Annotated in this window: 13 protein-coding genes; 10 read left to right on the top strand and 3 right to left on the bottom strand. The window is 45.1% G+C overall.

Features of this window, described 5'->3' with window-relative positions; translation table 11 throughout:
* From L0B18_RS18265 to L0B18_RS18245, 5 genes are all read left to right on the top strand, one after another.
* Positions 1-1,047, top strand: a complete 1,047-nt coding sequence (locus tag L0B18_RS18265) for a Gfo/Idh/MocA family protein (RefSeq protein WP_234573356.1) — start codon at positions 1-3, stop codon at positions 1,045-1,047.
* Positions 1,048-1,050: 3 nt separating this feature from the next.
* A complete protein-coding gene (locus tag L0B18_RS18260) occupies positions 1,051-1,977 on the top strand; it encodes an FAD:protein FMN transferase (RefSeq protein ID WP_234573355.1) in 927 nt (308 codons plus the stop codon).
* Positions 1,978-2,078: 101 nt separating this feature from the next.
* A complete protein-coding gene (locus L0B18_RS18255; protein WP_234573354.1) occupies positions 2,079-3,359 on the top strand; it encodes a Gfo/Idh/MocA family protein in 1,281 nt (426 codons plus the stop codon).
* 560 nt (positions 3,360-3,919) lie between these two features.
* On the top strand, positions 3,920-5,011 hold the full coding sequence (locus L0B18_RS18250) for an NAD(P)/FAD-dependent oxidoreductase (protein ID WP_234573353.1): 1,092 nt from the start codon (positions 3,920-3,922) through the stop codon (positions 5,009-5,011).
* Positions 5,012-5,013: 2 nt separating this feature from the next.
* Entirely contained in the window at positions 5,014-5,154 is a 141-nt protein-coding gene (locus L0B18_RS18245) for a hypothetical protein (RefSeq protein ID WP_234573352.1), read from the top strand.
* Positions 5,155-5,233: 79 nt separating this feature from the next.
* Here the strand turns inward: L0B18_RS18245 and L0B18_RS18240 are convergent, their stop codons facing one another.
* Together L0B18_RS18240 and L0B18_RS18235 are read right to left on the bottom strand one after the other, a co-directional pair.
* Complete coding sequence (locus tag L0B18_RS18240; RefSeq protein WP_234573351.1) at positions 5,234-7,963, bottom strand: UPF0182 family membrane protein; 2,730 nt, start codon at positions 7,961-7,963, stop codon at positions 5,234-5,236.
* A gap of 147 nt (positions 7,964-8,110) precedes the next feature.
* Entirely contained in the window at positions 8,111-8,398 is a 288-nt protein-coding gene (locus L0B18_RS18235; RefSeq protein WP_234573350.1) for a hypothetical protein, read from the bottom strand.
* A 78-nt stretch (positions 8,399-8,476) separates the two neighbouring features.
* On the opposite strand from L0B18_RS18235, the gene L0B18_RS19930 reads away from it, so the two are divergent.
* The 5 genes from L0B18_RS19930 (at position 8,477) to L0B18_RS18215 (ending at position 18,200) form a co-directional block, all read left to right on the top strand.
* A complete protein-coding gene (locus L0B18_RS19930) occupies positions 8,477-8,644 on the top strand; it encodes a zinc ribbon domain-containing protein (RefSeq protein WP_370647611.1) in 168 nt (55 codons plus the stop codon).
* A gap of 242 nt (positions 8,645-8,886) precedes the next feature.
* The gene (locus L0B18_RS18230) at positions 8,887-10,116 is read left to right on the top strand and encodes an MFS transporter (RefSeq protein ID WP_234573349.1); all 1,230 of its coding nucleotides are present in this window, start codon (positions 8,887-8,889) and stop codon (positions 10,114-10,116) included.
* 96 nt (positions 10,117-10,212) lie between these two features.
* The gene (gene msrA / locus L0B18_RS18225) at positions 10,213-10,827 is read left to right on the top strand and encodes a peptide-methionine (S)-S-oxide reductase MsrA (protein ID WP_234573348.1); all 615 of its coding nucleotides are present in this window, start codon (positions 10,213-10,215) and stop codon (positions 10,825-10,827) included.
* Between the two features lie 188 nt (positions 10,828-11,015).
* Complete coding sequence (locus L0B18_RS18220; RefSeq protein WP_234573347.1) at positions 11,016-11,558, top strand: DUF2911 domain-containing protein; 543 nt, start codon at positions 11,016-11,018, stop codon at positions 11,556-11,558.
* Positions 11,559-12,014: 456 nt separating this feature from the next.
* Entirely contained in the window at positions 12,015-18,200 is a 6,186-nt protein-coding gene (locus L0B18_RS18215) for a choice-of-anchor Q domain-containing protein (RefSeq protein WP_234573345.1), read from the top strand.
* Between the two features lie 248 nt (positions 18,201-18,448).
* Here the strand turns inward: L0B18_RS18215 and L0B18_RS18210 are convergent, their stop codons facing one another.
* On the bottom strand, positions 18,449-22,468 hold the full coding sequence (locus tag L0B18_RS18210) for an ATP-binding protein (RefSeq protein ID WP_234573344.1): 4,020 nt from the start codon (positions 22,466-22,468) through the stop codon (positions 18,449-18,451).
* Positions 22,469-22,496: the final 28 nt, after the last annotated feature.

The following is a 22,496-nucleotide window of genomic DNA, read 5'->3' as shown; positions in this document are numbered from 1 at the left end:
ATGAGTCAAAAATCAGAAAAATTAGGTATCGGAATTGTTGGATGCGGTGTGATTTCCTATCAGCATGCACAGTCAATTTTGGATACGGAAAATGCCAAACTGATCGCGGCGAGCAGCCGTACGGAGAAGAACCGAAAGAAATTTTCAAAACGGTTTAAAATCCCGATGCATGCAGAATATGGTGAAATGCTGAAGCGGGATGGCCTCCAGGCTGTAAGCATTTGCACACCAAGCGGAACCCATCTTGAATACGGCATTAAAGCGGCGGAAGCGGGCAAGCATGTTATCGTAGAGAAGCCGATAGACGTTTCCGTTGAACGGGGACAGAAACTTGTGGAAGCTTGTGAAAAGAACAACGTAAAGTTGGCCGTGATCTATCAAAACCGATATTCCAATGCTGTTTTGAAATTAAAGGATGCGGTGCATTCCGGAAAAATCGGCAAGCCGGTGATGGCCCGCGGAAGCGTGAAGTGGTATCGCGATCAGGGTTATTATATGAACTCCGGCTGGCGCGGAACGCTGGATTTGGATGGAGGCGGAGCATTGATTAATCAATCCATTCATACTCTTGATCTTCTCACGTGGATTCTTGGTGATTTAATGACCGTTTTTGGTTTGAAAGCCACCGTTACACATCCGGGCATTGAAGCGGAAGACAATCTTGTTGCCTCCCTGAAGTTTGAGAATGGGGCACTTGGTTTGTTTGAGGCGTCTACCTCCATCATCCCGGCACAGCCCAGAACCATTGAAATTAATGGCAGCAAGGGAACAGCTTTATTAAAAGGAAATGAATTCATGCTCTCGTTTGATGAAGAAGAGTATTCAGAAAATGCCAAAAAAGATGAAGTGAATTTTCACACCAAACAGTTCAGAGAAATTGTTGATGCCATTTTGAATAATGAACAGCCGCCGGTTTCGGGGATGGAGGCATTGCAATCTCTGGCAGCCGTTGAGGCTATTTACGATTCCTGCAGAAAACATTCTGCCATCAATCCATCCACATATATTTCGGAAGAATTTCAATTGTCCAAAAGTTCGTCAACCTGAATAATGTCTAACGCTCTCAGCCTGTACAAGAACGGATTTTATGCAATGGCTACCCGGTTTTATGCACTGCTTCCCGGCTTGGAAGATGCGGTAGGTGATGAACTTTTTCAGAAGATAAAAGGAGAAGTTAGCCGGGTTGAATCCCGTCTGAGCCGGTTTATTAAAGAGAGTGAGATTTCGAAAATTAATCAGCAGGCATTTCAGTTGGGTGTAAAAACTGACGAGGAAATTTTTGATATCCTCAAAGCCTGTACTTACGGTTGGGAATTAACAAACGGTGCATTTGATATTACTCTCCGTCCGCTGATGGAATATTGGAAACACCCGGAAAATTATTCAGAAGATGACTTTCAAAAGCTCAGTGATTCTGTAGGCATACAATACATGGAATTGGATGATGAGAACCAAACGGTTCATTTTAAGAATGAAACAATGAGTCTGGACTTGGGTGGTTTTGGGAAAGGATACGCTCTCGAAAAAGTAAAACAGATACTGGAAAGTTCATCTGCAAAAAGTGCGTTCATCAGTTTTGGCGAGAGTTCCGTTTTGGCAATGGGTGAGCATCCGGCCGGAGGTGATTGGAAAATCGGAATCAACAATTATAAAAATCCCGGCAAGTCCGTTCACGAATTTGAATTATCGAACGGTTCGGTTTCTACATCCAGCAACTTCTTTTTGAATGATGACGGCGAGTTGCAAAATCACAGACATGTTATTAATCCAAAAACAGGTCATATTCATGAAGAGTTTACGGCGGTTAGTGTAGCGGCAGAATCTCCCGTTTTGGCAGAAATACTATCTACAGCCTGTTTGATTTTGCCGGATGAAAAAATTCATAATCTGGTCAAAAAATATGAAGATATTGAAGTGATAAAGGTTGATTACGAACCGGATGAACCTGAAGTGATTTTGTTCAAAAATGAAAATTAAGTCATTGCAAGTACAGCGAAACAATCGCCGAAGATTGCGACGGACGCAAACTTCCTCGTAATGACAATTACAATTCCAAGTATAATCTATAGCACAATCCAATGACTATTAATCGAAAACAATTTTTGGAGATGACGGCGGCCCTTGCCGGCTCATCAGTAATGACAACGACCATGCCTTGGTTTTCCATTTTTAATAATCCGGCGCCAAATGGTACCGGCGCTTCAGACAGAGTCAGGCTGGGAATTATTGGGGTAGGATCGAGAGGAACCGGGCTTGTTCAAAATCTCCAGGAACTGGAAAAAACGATGAACATGGAAATTGCCGCCGTTTGTGATAATTATGAACCTCATTATGAGCGTGCAATTGAACTGACCGGTGGAAAAGCCAAGGCATTCTATGACTATCGCAAGATGATTGACGAAGTGGAGCTGGACGGAGTTGTGATTGCCACACCTTTGTATGAACACGCTCATATTACGATTGATGTCTTAAAAGCCGGCCTGCATGTATATTGCGAAAAATCGATGGCGCGTCGCCTTGAGGATGTGAAAGCGATGTACGACACACATTTGGAAGAGGACAAGATTTTGTTGATAGGCCACCAGCGTCTGTTCAACCCGGTTTATCTGCAATCGCTGGAAAAAATCAAGAAAGGGGAGTTGGGGCCAATTGTTATGATGCGTGGTTGGTGGACCCGAAATACGGATTGGGTATTTTATGAAAATACCGGCGGACGCGGGACGGAACTCGACCGTAAACTCAACTGGCGTTTTTATGATGATTTGTCGGCGGGAATGATTTCCGAACTGGGTTCACATCATATTCAAGTGGCAAACTGGGTACTGGGCTCGCCGCCAGAATCGGTAATGGGAAGCGGAAGTATTAACTTTTTTGATGACGGCCGCGAGGTATACGATAATTTTGGTTTAATTTTCCGGTATCCCGAGAAAGTTCATTTTATATATGACTGTATTACCAGCAATAAACACAATGGTGTGCAGGTACAAGTAATGGGAAATGACGGAACACTGGAATTGGAGTCGAACATGGAATTCCAGGAAAATCCACCCGAACCACCGGCTATGCAAAAATTGGTTGAGTGTATTGAGCAAAATAAGAATGAAGCAATTCCGATTGGCGGGGCAACCTGGGTTCTTAATTCTCCGGTTCGAATGGGAGGTGAATTCATTTCTCCGGGATATGATATGAATGACACACTCCTTTATTTGGAAGGATTTGTAAACTTCATTAAAAAAGGAAGTGCGCCCGAAAAACTTACCCAAGAAGGATATAACGCCGGCATCTGGACACTTCTCGCCGAACAGGCAACCAAAACCGGCGAAATGGTGAAAATTCCTGAAGAGTATATTTTGAGTTGAAGTAAATTCCCTTTGAAGGTGGAATGAATTAGTTCTTTAATAGGAATGAGCGAAGTGAATGGAGTGTGGCAATTTACTTCCGTGGAGTTAACCATGAGATTGCTTCGCGTTGTTCGCAATGACTTTCTAAATCCAAAGGTTCCTGTTGGATTGCATTTCTGAAATTCCGTTTCAATTCCTTTTTTCCAAGGCGGTTTTTTGGAACGTGTAAAAGATTTGGAATGGGGGAGGGAACTGATTGGAGGGCAAATTAAAAAATCGCCCGGAACACATCTGATCACCTTCCGAGTTGGAAGAGTTTCACAAAAAGGCCGCGGACTATTATTTCGACCTAATGACGGTCCCACCGTAGTGTTCTCGTCATGTGTGTTCAATTGTAATTAGCACAATTCCGGAATTGTTGTCAATACTCAAACCCAACTATTTTCCCACAACTTTTCCACAAAGTTATCCACATACGCTTGGTGTGATCGATTATCTCAAGATTGCAATTGAGTTGTTTGAGTAAGAACTTCTGAAAAGTATTGGACAATCTTCAAATTCAAATCATAAAACAAATTATGCCTGAATTCTCTTTTTGGGAACGCGAAGAGTGGCTCAAATCACCTGACCTGTTTATTGTTGGGGCCGGAATTGTCGGTGCCTCAACAGCACTGTTTTATAAAGAACGATTCCCGGATCATGACGTCGTGGTTACGGATCGTGGTTTTGCACCTTATGGAGCCAGTACCCGAAACGCCGGGTTTGCATGCATTGGGTCCATTTCCGAGCATTTGGCTGATATCAAAAAAGCCGGTGAGGAAACGGTTTTAAACCGGATTGAGCGCCGATGGAAAGGTTTGCAACTCCTCAGAAAAACTGTTGGTGATGAAAATATGGATTACCACCACACAGGCGGATTTGAAATTTTTACGGATGAAGAGAAGTTTGATCGGTCAAGAGAGAAGATTGCGTGGATGAATCAAATTCTTAAAGATCGAATTGGGGTTGAAGGCGTTTATTCCTCAACGACTTTCCAGGGATATCCGGCCATCAAAAACAGGGTAGAAGGTGCCATCAACAGTGGTAAATTGATGAGGTATCTTCACGAAAAGCTGATGAAAGCCGGCGTACGTGTTTGGTGGAATTGCCCGGTTTCTAGGGTAAAATCAAATCAGGTTATTTTGACTGATTCGGTTGAAGTGAATCCTAAAAAAGTTGTACTGGCAGTAAATGGTTTTGTCTCGAAACTTGCAGAGATTCCTGTTAAGCCTGCCCGGGGATATGTGTTTATCACGAAACCGATCCCTGACTTCAAATGGAAGGCTATTTTTCATCACAATGAAGGATATGTCTATTTCCGAAATGTTGGAGACCGGTTGTTATTGGGAGGCGGCCGGGATCAGGCGATTGAGGAGGAGACCAGTGATGAGTTCAGGATCAATCCAAAAATCAAAAACTACCTCATCGATTTTGCAGAGAACGTTTTAAAAGTGCCATCCGGATGGGAAATTGATATGGAGTGGAGCGGGATTATGGGAATGACTGAGAACAAAGAACCGATCATCAAAGAAGTCGAGAAAGATGTTTGGGCCGCAGCCGGTTTAAGCGGCATGGGAATTGCCATCGGGATGCAGGTAGCGAAGGATGTGGTGTCCGAGTTGAGTCACTAAGTTTGAGATTTGAGTCAGAGTTGGTCATTGCGAATGTAACAAACAGCGGGAGTGAAGTGTGGCAATCTCCAACCATTATTTCGATTGAGCTTTTCTTTACGATTGGAGATTGTGTGTCGTTATTCTACTCCTTCTCGCAGTGACGGATTCACAGTTTATTCTACTCTGTATTGGTATCTACCTGCATTAATTTAATTTTAGCACAGGCAGTTTCAAACCTCACTACTCATTATTAATCAATTCATCCAGCTCGTTTAATAGCTCACCGTATCGGGCATAATCACCTTCTTCGAGAGCAGATCTCAAATCACTCCAAATAGATCGGATTTCGTTTAGTTGTTGACGAATTTGAGGATCAACAACCAAGCTGTCGCCGGGAGTTTGGGCGGCAAGCTGGCGTTGTGCCATTTCCGTAGCTGTTTCCGGGACAATGAAATCGGCATCTCCACCGAAGAGGTCAAAAATAGCCTGTTCAATGGTTGGTTGCATGGATATGTCATCCCCCACGGCAACAATGACCCGCTGAAGCTGTGGAATATCAACTCCCTCAGCCAGGAGAAAAACCGGTTCAACATATAAAAAGGAATTTTCGATGGGAATAACCATCAGGTTTCCGCGGATGACGCGAGATCCCCTTTGATCCCAAAGCGCAATTTGCCGCGAAATTTCCGGGTCCTGGTCAATCCGGGCTTCGATTTGTGCCGGGCCATAGATCAGGCGTTCCTTCGGAAGTTTGTAGACAAGCAGGTCACCATAATTTTCCGCATCCGATTTTGCCGTCATCCATGAAATCATGTTATCACGATTTTCGGGTGTGAGCGGACTGATGAGCATAAATTCCAGTTTCTCTTCTTCAGGCAGCCTCGCAAGAACATAATAGGGTTCCATCGTCAATTGCTGTCCGCCGTATTTTTCATTCGGGCGCGTCCAGAGATCCTCTTGGTTATAGAAGACCTGCGGCTGTGTCATGTGATAACGTGAAAAGGTTTCAATCTGGATTTCAAACAGATCCTGTGGATAACGGAAATGATTTTCCATTCCGGAAGGCAGCTCGTTCAACGGTTTAAACAGGTCGGGAAAAATTTCCCGGTAAACTTTCAGAACCGGATCTTGCTCATCAACGATGTAATAATTCACGTCTCCATTATAAGCATCAACCACAATTTTTACAGAGTTTCGGATGTAGTTGTAGCGGCCCTGGTATTTTTCGGAATAGGGGAAATATTCGGAGGTGGTATAAGCGTCCTGTATCCAATAGAGTTCGCCATTATTGAGCACCAGATAGGGATCGCTGTCTAACTGCAGGAAGGGTGTGATTTTGTTGATGCGCTCCTGCACACTTCGCCAGATTTGAAGCCGGCTTTCATCCTGGATATAATCCGAAAGCAGGATGTTCATGTCGCTCAATTCCCAGGCAAAAAGCAGCTTACGGAAAATATTGTTGAACGGAATTCCACCGGTTCCGTCATAATGAATGTAGACGTTGTCATCTCCTTCGGGATAGTGAAGCTCTTCAACACCGCTGTTGACGATGTAGTAATCCGAACTGTTTTCACCATAATAAATAGCCGGATTTTCAACCTGAAGATCATCACTTTCATAGACCGGCGGCAGATTTCGTATAACTAAAACCGGCTCGCCTTGCGGATTGGTTTCGGTAACGGGGCTCATCACCAAACCATAACCGTGGGTGTACTGCATGTGCCGGTTCACCCACGTATTGGATTGACTTGGGAGTTCTTGTGCAATCTCACGTGAAGAAAGCATCATCTGGGTAACCTGTCCGTCAACCGTGTAACGATCATTATCCACCGTATAAAATTCGTAGTAGGATCGGATTTCCTGGAGCTGCTTATAGGTTCCGATCAAAAGCCTTGGATCCCAGAGGCGGATGTTGTCAATTGCATCCTGGTTATTGCGGATATCGGTAATACCGAGAGTATCATCGGCCTCGTATTCAATCTCCTCCACATTATCGAGATTGTAGGCCAGCCGGGTCATTTGAATATTTTTTTCGAGATAGGGAGTTTCAAGTTCCAGCTCGTTGGGCTCTACACTGAATTGCTGCACAACATTTGGAATCAAAACCCGACCTAAGATCAGAACGGCTACAAAAAGGATGATTACGTAAGGAATGTATTTCGTGAGCTTGATCCACCGGTTCACGAAGAAAATCAAAGAGAGAACGAGGGCGAGAATAAATAAAATCCAGATGGATGGAAGCTGAATCACCACATCGGTATAGCCGGCGCCAAACACAATACCGTCTGCTTTGAAGAGCAGTTCGTAACGATCCAGGAAAAATCCCCAGGCAAGCAGAAACAGCCATATTCCCGCATTAATGGTTACGTGATTCATCACCTTGTCCCGCGCATCAAAACGCGTGAATGAATGAATGGTAAACAAGCCTGTGAAAACATATGTGAGCAACAAGATGACAAGCGTAAGAAATGCGATAGATGTTAGCGAACTCTGCAAAACATTGAGGAATGGCAGATCGAACATGTAAAAGCTGATATCATTTCCAAAGAGAGGATCTACCTCGCCATAATCCACGCTGCTTATAAACCGGAGTGATTCATCCCATCGGATGTAAAAGCTGAACGCAAATAACAGTGCAATAAACAGGGCGGCAAGCGTAAAAACCTGTCGAATTCGTTTATTGGTGAAGTCACTCGAAAAATCGAAATTAACATTCTGAAGGGGAGTGCCGCCAAGATTCACATAACGAAGTTGACCGGCCAGGTAACGGAAATTGAGGGTGAAATAAGTGGCGGCAATCAGAAAAGCGCCCACGGTGAGAATAACCTGTGTACCGCGAAGTGTCCAAAAAATTTCGGAGTAGCCCAGTTGATCAAGCCACATCCATTCAAAAATCCAGCTTGATGATACAGACAGCAGAAAAAGTGGAATGGCGATGAAAAGAAAAATTCGGATCAGTCTTTGAGACATACGTAGTTTAGCTCGATTATTATTTTACAATATGATAAGAAAATAAGCGCTGAAAGCCTTAAGCTTGCGATGAAAATCGAAACACAGAATTCTTCTATTTGATTCTGTTTGAATCAACGCGAAGCCGGATCATATCAAGATTCACTCTTAAATAATCCCTCCGGGATGTTTTCGCCGGTCTTCAATTGAATAAGCATGCCACCCGATAATCATCAAAAAGAAAAAGGGGACTAAAAGCCCGATTCCGGCTGTTGCAAATCCCATGATTAAGGCAGCCCAGATAAATACGGGGCTAATAATCAGTAAACCTGCGCCAACCCGGTAATGGCCTTTATAAATATGTCCCAGCCCGGGAATGATACTTGAGATTGCGGCGATTACATCGCGGGATTTTTCAACTCCGTGATGTGGACTGAATTCGTTGGATGTTTCCATAGGAACCTCCCTGTTGCTCCTACTTATAATGTATATTATATGCGTTAAGACGTTGTGAATTTTTAAACAATCTGGTCCGTGATCAATTCTGAAAAAACCAAAGAGTGCCCCGGCTGTGCGATGGATGTTCCAAAAAATGCGGATATCTGTCCAATCTGTGGATATGAATTTCCCAGGCAACCGCTTTCTGTAAAAGTTGGAGTCTGGATTCTCATTTTACTGCTATTGCTGTGGTATTTTTTTTAGAGAGAATCAACAAGATTGCCTTTATTTTGGTTTATAAACCGATGGTAGCGCTTCGTGCTAAATGCTTGTAAATCATTCATTTTAAGCTTCTAAAGCCGTATTTTGTTTTCTTTAGTTATCAGCTTTCAGTCATCGGGTATCAGTTTTAAAAAAATCAGACGGCTGGCAGCTTGTATATAAAATCAGAATAGAATCTCAGTCGAATTTTCGGCGACAAAATTTAAAGCGACGTAAACCCCAAAATGACTTACCTGGCATTTGTCAGAAAGGAGAGGCGACTTCTCTCTTTTGCAGTTTCTTTTACTTTCTTCTCAAGTTTTGGACAAACATTTTTAATCTCTCTTTTTGTCCCATACTTCTTAACAGCCTTCGAATTGAGTAACGCTACATTCGGCTCACTTTACTCGGCTGCCACACTTACAAGCGCTTTGGCTCTTCCCTGGCTGGGGCAGTGGATCGACCGCATTCCACTCCGGCAATACAGCATGTATGTAGCCATTGGCCTTTTAATAGCAAGCTTGGTGATGGCCGTTTCGTGGCACATCTCCATGCTGTTTGTTGGGCTGATTTTACTCCGTCTTTCCGGCCAGGGTCTCAGCGGGCATACCGCTCAAACAACTATGGCCCGTTACAACGACCAACTTCGGGGAAAGGCACTTAGTATTTCCGGAATTGGATACCCGCTTGGCGAGGCTATTTTGCCATCCGTTATTGCCGGTTTGCTGGTGATGTTGCATTGGAGAACCACCTGGGCGTTAATTGCGTTAGTGATTGGAATATTTTTCATTCCGGTTCTTTGGTTTTTGATTCGCAAAGAAAGAACCGCAGTTGATGATGAAGTTGTCGGTGATGAGAAAAAAATCTCAACGAGCGATCAGTACAAGAATCTTCTCACCGATACGCGCACGCTATTTGTGATTCCGGCCATACTCATGCCGCCATTTTGGGTAACCGGTCTCTTTTTGTATCAGGTTTCGGCAGCTGAGCAATTGGGGTGGTCAGCGGCGTTGATTGCCTCAGCATTTGTGGCATTTGCCGGTATGCGAATTGCTACAGGCTTATTCTCCGGCCCGATTATTGACCGGTTTTCTGCAAAATCAATCTTTCCTTTTTTGCTGATCCCGATGATTGCTGGACTGCTGGTCGGTTACTTCTTCTCAGGAGGCTGGGCCGCATTTGTTTATCTCGGTTTGATTGGAGCTACTATGGGCTTCTCAAGCACCATCAAATCTGCACTATGGGCGGAAATGTACGGTACAAAAGTGATCGGAACGGTTCAGAGTATTTTTTCATCCCTGATGGTATTTAGCACAGCATTGAGTCCGTTTTTAGTTGGCTGGCTGCTCGATCAATCCGTCTCCATGAATTCCATTTTGATGATAGCCATTATCACAAGTGTGATTTCCGGAATTCTTTCCCTTAAAATTATGCCGGCTTTTTCGCGCAGGAATACAGATAAGGCAAAAGTGTAAATAATTTGTAACAATCTGGCAGTTTTGTTTTTTGACGGCACGTTTTGTATAAATTAATCGTTGCCGTCATACAACAGAAAACAAAGCCAATTTGTAATGAATACCCTTTTAATTCTAACTACACTTCTCTTTGCCATGGCAGATGTTGACAAGAATGCTCAAAATGATACAGAAACCGCTGTTTTTGGAGCCGGTTGTTTTTGGTGTGTGGAAGCTATTTATGAACGTGTAAATGGTGTGCTGTCGGTTGAATCCGGCTATGCAGGTGGACACGTGAAAGATCCTTCGTATAAACAGGTGACGACAGGAACCACAGGTCACGCCGAAGTAGCCCGGCTGGAGTTCGACCCCAATATCATTTCGTACGAAGAACTTCTTGAAGTTTTCTGGCATACTCACAATCCGACAACCAAAAATCGACAAGGTGCGGATGTGGGTCCTCAGTACCGCTCAGTGATTTTTTATTTGAATGATGAGCAGAAAGAGATTGCCGAAAAATCACTCAAAAAAACGGATGTATCAGATCTTTGGGAAGATCCAATTGTAACTGAGATTGAACCCCTGAGCAATTACAGCGTTGCCGAAAACTATCACCAGAATTACTACGAGAACAATCCCAATGCCGGCTACTGCTCAATTGTGATTGCTCCGAAGATTGCCAAATTCAAGAAAGATTTTCCACATCTTTTGAGTGATAAGAGGGCGTTGTAACTTTTCAGTGGTTCAAATTTTTACCCATTCTATATTTTGGAACGCTACTGATCTCAAGTGACTTTCTATATTTGGGATCTGCCACGTGAATGTAAAATCTTACACCGTAACAGGTTAAGATTAGAATTCCCGTAAACATTTGATAAATTTTAACTTTGCCATTAAACCTCAAAATTAAATTCTGGATTATGAAATCATTAGCATCTCTACTTTTTTCTCTGTTATTAGTTACCCTGATTAGCTCGGCCGCCACCGCACAGGAGCGTGGAAGCGACGAAGCCCGGGTCAGCCCCAATGCAACGGTGAGTCAAACAATCGGAACAACCGAAGTTTTGGTAACGTATGGCCGGCCCGGCTTAAGGGATCGCGATATTACAGGCCTTATCCATGACGACGCAAATGGCGAAGTTTGGAGAACAGGCGCCAATGAATCTACCGTTATTGTTTTGTCTGATGATGTTATGATTGAAGGTGAGAACGTTCCGGCAGGAACCTATTCAATCTATACGATTCCGGGTGAAGAAGAGTGGACAATTATTATCAACGAGAAGTTATCATGGGGAACACAGTATGATGAATCACAGGATGTTATAAGAGTGATGGCCGACGCAGAAGAATCATTTCCCGCAGAGCAGTTGATGATCTATTTTGAAAATGTTAGTGATACAAGCGGTGAACTGGTTATCCACTGGGGAACCATTAAAGTTCCGGTAACGATTAGTACTAATTAAATTTAGATTTTAATCAGATAATTTGATGAAGGCACAAGTGTTGAGCTTGTGCCTTTTTTTGTTTTGTAGAAGGATTATCGTACCAATCACATTCAAGCTATCGTTTTGAGTCAATGACGTGATGTTTCGCCTACACACCCTGTACGATACATTAAACGTCTCGCCAAAACAATCCGCCTCGCAATTCCTGGTAATTGCCAAACCTCACAGGCTGTACATCAGTTGCGATACCGAACAGGTCCTTTTGGATCCTGATGGCGGATTAAAATCGTACTCAGAATGCCAATTTCAATTTTTTTTAAAACGATTCATTACAGATCAAGAGAAGTTTTTTTGAGCGTACAAGTTTTTTTTAAAAGAGTGATCTCTTTTGAGCTGATCTGTTGCATGTAGAATTAACGCTGGCAAAATCAGGTAATCGCAGTGAGTACCTGGCTCATATTAATCCACATGCTAATGAAAACTATTCGAATATCCTCCATTCAATTCTTTGTATTGTTTTTTGTTTTACTGGCACCCAACGTTTTTGCAGAGACGTTTGTGGTAACCAGAATTGATGACCCTACACCCGATGGTTGCCAAGTAGGCGACTGCTCTCTTCGTGAAGCAATTATCGCAGCAAATGATGACGACAGTGAAAATCATACCATTCAACTGACTGGTGGGTTGACCTATACCCTAAGTATAAGTGGAGATGTAATTTCCGGGCCCGTGATCATTGAAGGCCAAGATATAGGGTTGGATGAATTCAGTACAAATGATGAAGAAGGTGCATTGAAAATATTGAATAGGGATAGAACGATCAGAATTGAATCTACAGGAGGAGGTAGGGCTACTATTGATGCAGATGGAACAGGTCCGGTTTTTATGGTATTGGACGAAACGGTGGCAGAGCTGGATGGACTCATAATAACCGGAGGGGATAATCCACTTGGAGGTGGCTTCATTGTAGCCTATAACGAAAACCTGACCATTACGAATAGTGCGATTACCGGGAATACAGCACGCTCGGGTGGCAGCATGGATGTGCAGGGGGGCGTCGTAGTAATTGAAGACAGCGAAATCTCCCAAAACGAATCAATATCGGCCCCGGTAACATTAGCTGGTGCCATGTCTATAGATCGGGCGCCGCTGTATCAAGACGCTACTACATTAGAAGAATTAGAAGATATAGAGTGGGCTGAAAGTAATGTGACTATTCAGAATAGTACAGTAACAAACAATGAAGCAGATGTTGGAGGAGCTTTTAATATAACACGAAGCACGTTAAACGTGATAGAGAGTACGGTTTCAGGAAACAGAGCATACCAAAGAGGAGGAGCTTTTAATATAAGCAGGGGAGCACTCGTAAATATAGAAAGAAGTACCATCAGTGGAAATATTGCAAGAGATGAAAGTGGGTCAGGCGGGAGTGGAGGTGCATTTTTTGTGACGGGTCCTGAAAATAGTGAGGAAGCGGCTGAGGTGTTAATTATAAACAGTACCATTAGCGGGAATGAAACCGGGAACGGAGTGAATTCAGGTACTGCCGGAGGGATGTATATAGATCAATTCGGGGCAAAGAATATTGATATCATCAATTCAACCATTACCAATAATACGGGCTGGAATGTTGGAGGTATTCTGGTTTTTGGTGGTATTGTTAATGTCGCCAACTCTATTATTGCCAATCAGGGCGCAGGTGATGATTGCCAGATTTTTGATCAGGAAGGGGCACCATTTGCATTCACCTCACTTGGGTACAATCTGGAATCAGAAACATCCTGTGGGTTTACAGAAACCGGGGACCTGCAAAATCTGGATCCGTTTTTAGGTCCACTTCAGGATAATGGGGGGCCTGTATTCACTCATGCCCTTTCTACTGATCCGTTCAGTCCGGCTATCAATAATGGTAGTAACACACTGTATACGAATGCAGGCGGGAATTTGGGAAGTGACACCGATGCCAGCGGAAACGACCGGGTGTATGATTTTGGCAGCGGCGGGATTATTGATATCGGTGCATTTGAGTTGCAGCAGGCAGGCACAGTGGTGGGATGCCCGGTTACCCATGAGGATAAGATTCTTTTCGTAAAAAAAGGTGAAAGTGGAACCGGCGCCAATTGGAGCAATGCATTGGGCGAGCTGAGGGATGCATTAGCTCTTTTCGAAGACGAAACCTGTACAACGGGTGATGTAGAAAAGATTTGGGTCACCGCGGGTACATACCTGCCAACGGATGATTCCGGCGACCGGGAAGCTACCTTCCTGATGCCCGGAGTGAATATTTACGGAGGATTTGAAGGAGGTGAAACCAATGAGGGCCAAAGAGATGTAGAATCGAATACAACCGTTTTAAGCGGAGAAATTAATGGAGATAATAATCTTTCCGGCAATAGCTACCATGTGGTAACCAGTATGGATGAAGAGTCAGGTTACCTGTTTGATTTTACAATTACCGGCGGAAATGCCAATGGCACTGCTCCCCATGACAAAGGCGGCGGTTTATATGCAAGCAATGGGGGGATTTCTACAAGTAATGTTCTTTTTGAAAACAACTATGCAGAAACAGCCGGCGGCGCTGCCTATGTAATTGAAACGGTAAGTCGGATCGGTGCTGCTCATCCAGGATTTGTCAGAACAATATTCAGGAATAATGAATCGGGTAATGATGGTGGTGCTTTAGCCCTGGAAGATGCCGAGTCACGCATTACATCTGTGACGTTTGAAAATAATGAGGCTAATCGGTATGGAGGTGCAATATTTATGAGTCAGTCGGCACCGGTAATAAGAAATGTGTTCTTCACGAGTAATCATGCCAATTCTCAGGGCGGGGCGATAAGTACAGACAGTTCATCACCGGAACTTGTAAATGTGGAAATGACCCAAAATACGGCACGCTTCAATGGTGGAGCGATCGATCATGCATATACAGGAACACTGTCTTTAAAGAATACAACCATCTATGGGAATGAAGCAGAAGAAACCGCTACGGAGTATTCAGGAAATGGCGGTGGTATTTACAATCGGAATGGTGCTGAGTTATACGCTCTGAATTCTATTATATGGGGAAATTCAGCGGCACTGGCGGGTAATGAAATATGGAATGCCGGTCCAAGTTCTACCGAACTCGATTACAGCCTGTATGGAAATGGAGAAGGAGATATTGTAGAAGGCGGGGGTTTTACAACGGAGAATTCCCTTACCACAAATCCACTTTTTGAGGATGCCTCCGGCGGCGATGTCTCACTTTCCAACACCTCTCCTGCCATCAATACGGGGGATCCCAATACAGAGATGTCGGATTTTCATATTTTTGATGTAGATGAAATAGACCTGGCAGAAAACCCACGTGTGTATGATGGTGATGTAGATGTCATTGATATGGGTGCTTATGAATTCCAGGGGAATTTCGAAGGCGACCCCGGCAGTTGCCCGGCCATAGATAATATTCTCTACGTGAAAAAAGGAGCATCCGGTACCGGTGCAAGCTGGGCTAATGCACTGGGAGAATTGCGGGATGCAATGGCTCTTTTTGACAGTGAAGACTGTTCCACCGAGGATGTGGATCAAATTTGGGTGGCGGAAGGCGTCTATGTTCCAGGCACGAGTGCTTTAGGCACTTTTCAGCTGATCAATGGCATAGAAATCTACGGTGGTTTTGATGGCACAGAAAACAATCTGGATGCACGCGATTGGCAGAACAATTCAACGATTCTCAGTGGAGATATTGATGACGATGACAATCCATTTGATCCCGATGAAGATACGGATAGTGATACGAATACTGTTTCTCAGACCGACCATCTGATTGGTGTAAACAGTTATCACGTAGTTACAGGTAGTGGAACCGATAATACAGCTATACTTGATGGATTTACTATAATCAGTGGGGATGCCAATGCTGGTGTACCACATGATACCGGAGGTGGAATCTATAACCTTAACGGTAGTCCAACGCTCATAAATCTCAACTTAAAAGGTAACAGAGCCGTTACCTATGGCGGGGGGATTTATAACGAAAGTAGTAGTCCAACTCTAAAGAATGTAAACATCGAGAGCAATAGTACACAATACGGCGGGGGGATCTACAACGAGGAAGGCAGCCATCCCACTCTGACGAATGTAACCATAATCGACAACAGTGCTGCAAATAGTGCTGGTGGTATGCGTAACTGGGACAGCAACCCCACATTGACGAATGTTACTATCAGCGGTAACAGTTCTGGCGGCAATGGCGGCGGGATGAGCAATTCAAATAGTAGCCCCACACTAATTAATTCAATTATATGGGGGAATACAGCCTCTGCTGAAGGTAATGAAATCTGGAACTTCGACTCTGGTTCTTCTGTAACCCTGGAGTACAGCCTGTACAGGAATGGGGACAATGATATTGTAGAAGGGCCCGGCAGTTTTGACGACGGAGACCACTCACTCACCAGTGATCCGCAGTTTACCAATCCCGGAAACGGAAATTATACTTTACAAAATACCAGTCCCGCAATTAATGGTGGGGATCCGGAAATCGATTTGTCTCAGTTTCCCGGTGGACCTGCTGCCCCCTTAGATTTAGCAGGAAATCCACGCGTATATAACGGAGATGCAGACATAATTGACATGGGTGCTTATGAATTTCAGGGAGATCCGGGTGGTTCTGAACTGGCTATCCCCACCCTTTCCAGTCCATCGGATGAAGCAACGGATGTAACGCTGCCGGTAACCCTCACATGGAATTCAGCAAGCGGAGTGGAATCCTATCAAATTCAAGTCGTCACCGAATCTGGTTCGTTTGATACGCCCGATTTTGATGATGAAACAACAGAAACAGATATCGAAGTCACGGTATTGGCAGAATCAACCGACTATAAATGGCGCGTTCGTTCACTAACCAGTGAAGATGAAAGTGGATGGAGTACAGTGTGGACATTTACTACGACAGGAGAAATTTTACCCCCCACGGGTTCAGATCAACGGATTGTGGTTGGCAATGGCGGGGAGTATGAATTTTCCGGGGATGATTTTGGAGTGGATGATTCGGACTTTTCCATCATTATCGAAACCCTGCCGGATGAAGGAGATTTGGAATACGATGGCAATGCGGTTGAGGCCGAGGGTGAAGTCTCCATCACTGACATCAACAGCGGAATGCTGACCTGGGATATGCCTGAGGGCGAATACGGCTATGGGTTTACATCGTTTGATTTTAGCCTTGTGGATGGCAGCGATGTGGAAAGTGAGGAAAGTTACACGCTGACGATCGACCTGGCCGCCCAAAGCGTGGAGCTGACCGGAGGGGAAGGCTGGCGGTTTGTGGCCTCACCGGTGGGCGGGGAAACGGTCGGGGGCTTGCTGGATCCGCTCTGGACGCAGGGCTTTCCCGGTTCGGACAGCCCCGGGGCATCCTTTGTCAACGTACAGTTTCTGAATGCGGGAGACTACCAGTGGGAGCCGGCGGGTAACGCCACCGATCCTCTGGCGGTGGGGCAAGCGGCCATTGTCTACGTATACTCGGATGATGACAACAGCGGGGCGGAGGAAGGCTTCCCCAAAACGCTGAGCAGTTCCACAGAGGACTGGGAGCCGCTGGACGGGAGCTTTGGCGGAGCGCTGCTCTATGACGACCTGCAGGACGGGGAGGAGGATGAGGACGAGAGTTACTTCCTGCTGGGCAATCCCCACCCGATTGGCATCGACTACTGTCAAACCACAAGAAACCATGTGGCCGACAACATTGACGTGTGGGATCCGAACCTGAACGACGGGGACTACCGCACGCTGAGCTGCGCGGGGGGCGATGTGGAGATTGCCCCGTTCCAGGGATACTGGGTGCGGGTGACAGGCGATGACAACACTTATGAGATTCCGGCCGCCGCCTACATGGGAGGGACCGCCGCCGGCTACTTTAAAGAACCCGTATCCGGCGAAGAGCACTTCCTGCTTAGCCTGACGGTAAGCGGCGGGAAAGCCAACTTCACCAACACGACCCGGATTTTGCTGAGCGAACAGGGAACCTCCGGTCGCGACCTAAGCGACGGGCCCAAGCGCAGCCCGGCGGGTTTGGCACGGCGGTATCTGTCCTTCTATTCGCTGGACACCGAGGGCCGCCCGTACGCGGTGCAAAGTGTACCTTCCCGCCTGGAAGAGGCTCTGCGTATCCCGCTGGGGATCGAAACCACGGAATCCGGCACCTTTACCCTGGACTGGAACCTGCCTGAGGCCCACCGGTTCGGGGGCACCTACTACCTGAAGGATATCCAGGCCGGGCAGGTCATGGAACTCCATCCGGGCTCCGTCTACTCTTTTGAAATTGCAGAAGACCAGGATGCACCGGCCCCCAGGTTTGAACTTCTCATTGCCCCATCCGGCATCGACGGGCTGAGCGAACTCGGGGCGGTTCCCGAACGTTTTGAGCTGGCGCAGAACTACCCGAATCCGTTCAATCCGACGACGGTGATCTCCTACCAGCTGCCGGTGAGCAGTGAGGTACGCCTGGAGGTGTACGATATGCTGGGCCGCAACGTCGCAACATTGGTCAACGAGCAAGTGGCGGCGGGCAGGCACAGCGTCCATTTTGATGCGAGTCATTTATCCAGCGGGATTTACCTGTACAGGCTTGCGGCGGGCAACCAGGTTATGACCAAAAAACTCACGGTGGTGAAATAACAAAGCGAAGAGCACCGCGCAGAGCGTTAGAGGAGAAAAACGCTCTGCGCCGACCGCTTTACACCTCAGCAGGATCAAAAAACCCATTTTTAAACGTAGACAAAACTTAATCATGAAAACCAACAAAACCCACACTCCCTGGCAATCGCCAACCCTTATTACCCTGTCCATCAGCCGGGATACCGAGCAGGGTCCCCTGGCCCCCCCGGGGCCGGGGGCTCAGTCGTAGCAAGTCCTGTCAACAGACCTTATTTTACCTGCGAAGGACTTACCCCGAACTGTTGCTTGAAACTGGTCGAAAAATAATCCGAATTCGAATAGCCGACGGCATGTGCCGTTTCCTGGATTCCAAAGCCTTTTTCTTTAATCAGGATTTTACCTTCCTGCAACCGGATGCTTTTTATGAAATCATTGATTGTCATATCGCTAACTTTTTTCCATTCCTCATAAAGTTTTGATCGGCTCATAAACAAGGCATCCGCAAGCATCGTCACATTCAGAGCAGAATTTGCCATTTGCCGGTAGACGATTGTGCGAATTTCTGAAACTAACTCAGGCTCATTATTCTCTGTTTTATTGATTTCCTGATTTTTAAGAACGTTTTCTCTGCGCAGAATAGCATTCACCTGAGCAAGCAGCATTTTGCTTTTAATCGGCTTGGTCAGGTAAATATCGGCCCCGGTAGAAAGGCCGGCTTCAATATCCGTTTCATGATTTTTTGCAGATAGAAAGAGTACCGGAAGGTGTTTAAATTGCTTTTTCTCCCTCAGAGAGTTTACAAATTCAAGGCCGTTCATTCCGGGCATCATCACATCAGAAATAATCAGGTCCGGCGATTCTGATTCCAGAACTTTAAGAGCCAATGTCCCCTCAGAAGCAGTAGAAACACGATGCTCATCAGACAAAATAGACTGAAGGTAGGATCTGAAATCATCATTGTCTTCAACAACTAATATATGATTATCACCTGCCGGTGAAGGCTTAGGCTCTGTTTTTATTCTATCGGTTTCTTCTGTTAAAACAGGTACGGGCTCATCCGAAATACTGACCGGATTGTGAAGCACCTGATCTTCATCACGAAAATGGGCCGACCCCTTTTTCAAACTGACAATAAACTCAGAACCTTCCCCTTCTTTTGAAATCAGTTCGATTTCGCCACCCATCTGTTCTACCAATCCTTTTACCAGGAAGAGTCCGATTCCGGTTCCCTCGGCCGACTGACTCCCTTTAGCCTGGTATAAATATTCAAAAACCTGTTGCTGATCTTCAGGTTTGATCCCTTCACCCTGATCTTTCACACTCAGAGAGACTTTGTTTTCATTATTTTTGATCGTTATCTGAATTTCGGAATCCAAAGGCGAAAATTTAATCGCATTACTCATCAGATTGATGAGTATTCGTTCCCAGGCATCCTGGTCTAAATAGACAGGTGAATCTATTTTATCCGACCGGATTTTGAGGTTGATCTTTTTCTGAATGAGCCGTGATTGAAACTGTCCTAGTATCTGCCGGCTGAGCTTCTCAAAATCCACAGGTTGGATGATCAGCTGAATGGCCTCGGCATTGAGTTTGGTAACATCTAAAATCTGATCGATCAGGTTTTGAAGCCTGTAGCCGTTTCGCTGCATCATCTTTATCCGGTTTTGAACATTCTTCCAATTGGCCGGTTTTTTAGATTCAGCAAGATCGTCGATCGGTCCTAAGATCAAAGAAAGCGGAGTTTTTAACTCATGCGTGATTCCTGAGAAAAACCGGGATTTTTGTTCGGCAGCCTCTTTCAATTCTTTTGTTTGAGCGTCGACACGTTTTTGCAGTTCCCGTTCACGCATCACCAGGGTACGGGTGCGATATTTAAAACCACCATAGATGAGCAATCCCCCGAAACAGATCATCATCACATAAAACCAATAGGTTTCATAAAAGAAGGATGGTACCGTCACAAAAATAGATGCAGTGGAAAGTTCGCCGTTTCCGGGATTTGCCTGAATTTCAAACCGGTGGGTGCCGGGATCGAGATTTGTAAATACAGCTTCTCTCGATTCATTTGCCGGAATCCAATCATCACTGACTCCCGACAGGCGATATCTGAACTTCACCCGTTCAGGATAGGCAAAATTTGGTGCCGTGAATGTAATGCTCACATTTCTTTCGCCTTCGGGTAGGGAGATCGTCTGATCATTGGATGCGAAGAGGACAGAATCCGGCAAGATGATATTCTGTATCTGTGGCTGAATCGTTCCATTTCTTTCCACCGAATCGGATTCTGTGAGGTCAAAAACCGTAATTCCTTTTTGATTAGGAAACCAGATCTTATTGTCATTCGTCAGGACTCCGGCAGTTTGTACGCCGCCGTTGGCTTCCGGATTGACCATACCGTCCCGTTGATTATAGCTGATAACCGGAAGGCTTGCCCGATTTCCATCTGCATACGCATTCAGTTCCCTGCGGGATATTTTCATCACGCCGCTATTGGAACTGATCCAGTAATTATTCCTTCTATCCGCGATAATTCGGTGCAGAGAATTATCCATCAAACCGTCTTTCGTACGAACAGATTGAATCGATTGTACATTTTTTTCTGAATTCAGAATGACTCTTGCCAGTCCGAGATCTTCAGTAGCAATCCATAATGTATCTTGTGATTGAATATGGATATCACGGATAAAGTTGCTGGGAAGTCCATTACTCTTAGTGATGGTTTTGAGATCACCGGAGGAATCAAGAATCCCCAGGCCCTGACCGTTGGTGCCGAAAAAAAGCGTTTCATCATTCGATTCCCGGATCACCCGAACTCCTTCTAAACCCGTCCCCAACGAATCTTGCATCAGTTGATAACGCCCGTTTCTTTCAAGCACAGTTTGTGAACGCGTACCGATAATCATTGTGTCATTTATATCTCGGTACATTGCTTCAATCGTTATGCTATTATCAAAGAGATGATCGAACTCCCGCATTCTCACCCAGTCATTGTTTTCAAATCTCCAGAGACCGTCTCCCCAAAGTCCCATATAAATGGTTCCGTCGTTGTCTTCATACAGGAAGCGGACTTGAGTCGTGTTAAGAGAACTGTTCCCGCCGTGCCAAAAATCGGTTTCTGTATCTTTAAAACGATACACCCCCGAAAGCAAACTGCCAGCCCATATATCTCCGTTGGAATCTTGTATGATTGGATAGATATTTTCGATGGATTTGCTATCAACCAAGGTGATATTAGAAATGATACTTTTCCGAAGCTGATAGAGTCCATTTCTCTCCGATGCAACCCAGATGGAACCTTCCCGATCAACAAGGCCGGTTTTAACGGCTTCTGTTTCAAAAATAATGCGGTCGTTAACAGCCACTTCATCTCCAAAGAAAACCGTCTGATTGTTTTGTGAAATAATAGTGTTTGGCCGGTTGATGACCGGATCCGTTTTAACAGGGAGCCTCGAAAGACTGAAATTTTTGGGATCTACACGAAAAAATCCCTGAGTAGTACTTAGTATGGATCCTTCATTGGTTTTATAAACATTCCAGCATATGAAGCCCGGCGGCTGGTTGTTTTGATAGGAATGAATGATGCCTTTATTTGGGTGGAAAATAAAAAACCCAATAGTTGCCATTATCCAGATGGTTCCATCAGAAAACCGATTTAATTCCATGACCCTCTCGGGTTGAATAGGCATATCTTTTGGCTCCAGCAACACTTGTACTTCGCCATTCTCATACTGAACAATTCCATGATGATTCACAGCCAGTAAACCACCGTTCGCCTGAGATTTTATGACCCAGGTTTCAACCTCAAGTTCCGGATGAAGAGTAACAAACCGGCCGGCTTGTGAATCCAGCTTTTTGATTCCGGCACTGGTAGAAATCAAAAGCTCTCCATTGACTCCTTCCTCAATGCTCAGGTTTTGTCCTTCAACACCATCCTCTTCTGTAAAGGTTGTAAACGTATTGTTTTGATAGAGTGTGAGAGGTCCCGACTCGGTGGGCAGCCAGATATCTCCGGCCGATGTCATCATCATTCCGGAAAAACGGTTGGTGAGAATTCCGGGACTGTTGCTGGTGTTAAACGTTTCAAATTGGTACCCGTCAAAACGGGCCAGTCCATTCAGCGTCGCAAAATAGAGATATCCGTTTTCATCCTGGGCAATATCACTCACGGCATTTACCGGCAGACTATCTTCGGCCGTGAAATGACGGACCAGGTAATCATTCTCTGAAGTAGGTGGAGAAGAGACGAGGCTTTGAAACAGAAGAACAAAACAAAAAAAGGCAGTGAGCATAAGCTCCCAATTTATAGTCAAATAAATA

It is taken from the genome of Rhodohalobacter sp. 614A (assembly GCF_021462415.1).
Classification (GTDB): domain Bacteria; phylum Bacteroidota; class Rhodothermia; order Balneolales; family Balneolaceae; genus Rhodohalobacter.
This window is presented reverse-complemented; position numbering and strand designations above follow the sequence as displayed.

Excerpts from the sequence above, each read along its gene's own strand:
- L0B18_RS18230 (WP_234573349.1), top strand. The coding sequence starts at position 8,887 with ATGACTTACCTGGCATTTGTCAGAAAGGAGAGGCGACTTCTCTCTTTT.
- L0B18_RS18220 (WP_234573347.1), top strand. The coding sequence starts at position 11,016 with ATGAAATCATTAGCATCTCTACTTTTTTCTCTGTTATTAGTTACCCTG.
- L0B18_RS18250 (WP_234573353.1), top strand. The coding sequence starts at position 3,920 with ATGCCTGAATTCTCTTTTTGGGAACGCGAAGAGTGGCTCAAATCACCT.
- L0B18_RS18265 (WP_234573356.1), top strand. The coding sequence starts at position 1 with ATGAGTCAAAAATCAGAAAAATTAGGTATCGGAATTGTTGGATGCGGT.
- L0B18_RS18260 (WP_234573355.1), top strand. The coding sequence starts at position 1,051 with ATGTCTAACGCTCTCAGCCTGTACAAGAACGGATTTTATGCAATGGCT.
- L0B18_RS18240 (WP_234573351.1), bottom strand. The coding sequence starts at position 7,963 with ATGTCTCAAAGACTGATCCGAATTTTTCTTTTCATCGCCATTCCACTT.
- L0B18_RS18255 (WP_234573354.1), top strand. The coding sequence starts at position 2,079 with ATGACTATTAATCGAAAACAATTTTTGGAGATGACGGCGGCCCTTGCC.
- L0B18_RS18215 (WP_234573345.1), top strand. The coding sequence starts at position 12,015 with ATGAAAACTATTCGAATATCCTCCATTCAATTCTTTGTATTGTTTTTT.
- L0B18_RS18235 (WP_234573350.1), bottom strand. The coding sequence starts at position 8,398 with ATGGAAACATCCAACGAATTCAGTCCACATCACGGAGTTGAAAAATCC.
- L0B18_RS18210 (WP_234573344.1), bottom strand. The coding sequence starts at position 22,468 with ATGCTCACTGCCTTTTTTTGTTTTGTTCTTCTGTTTCAAAGCCTCGTC.
- msrA (WP_234573348.1), top strand. The coding sequence starts at position 10,213 with ATGAATACCCTTTTAATTCTAACTACACTTCTCTTTGCCATGGCAGAT.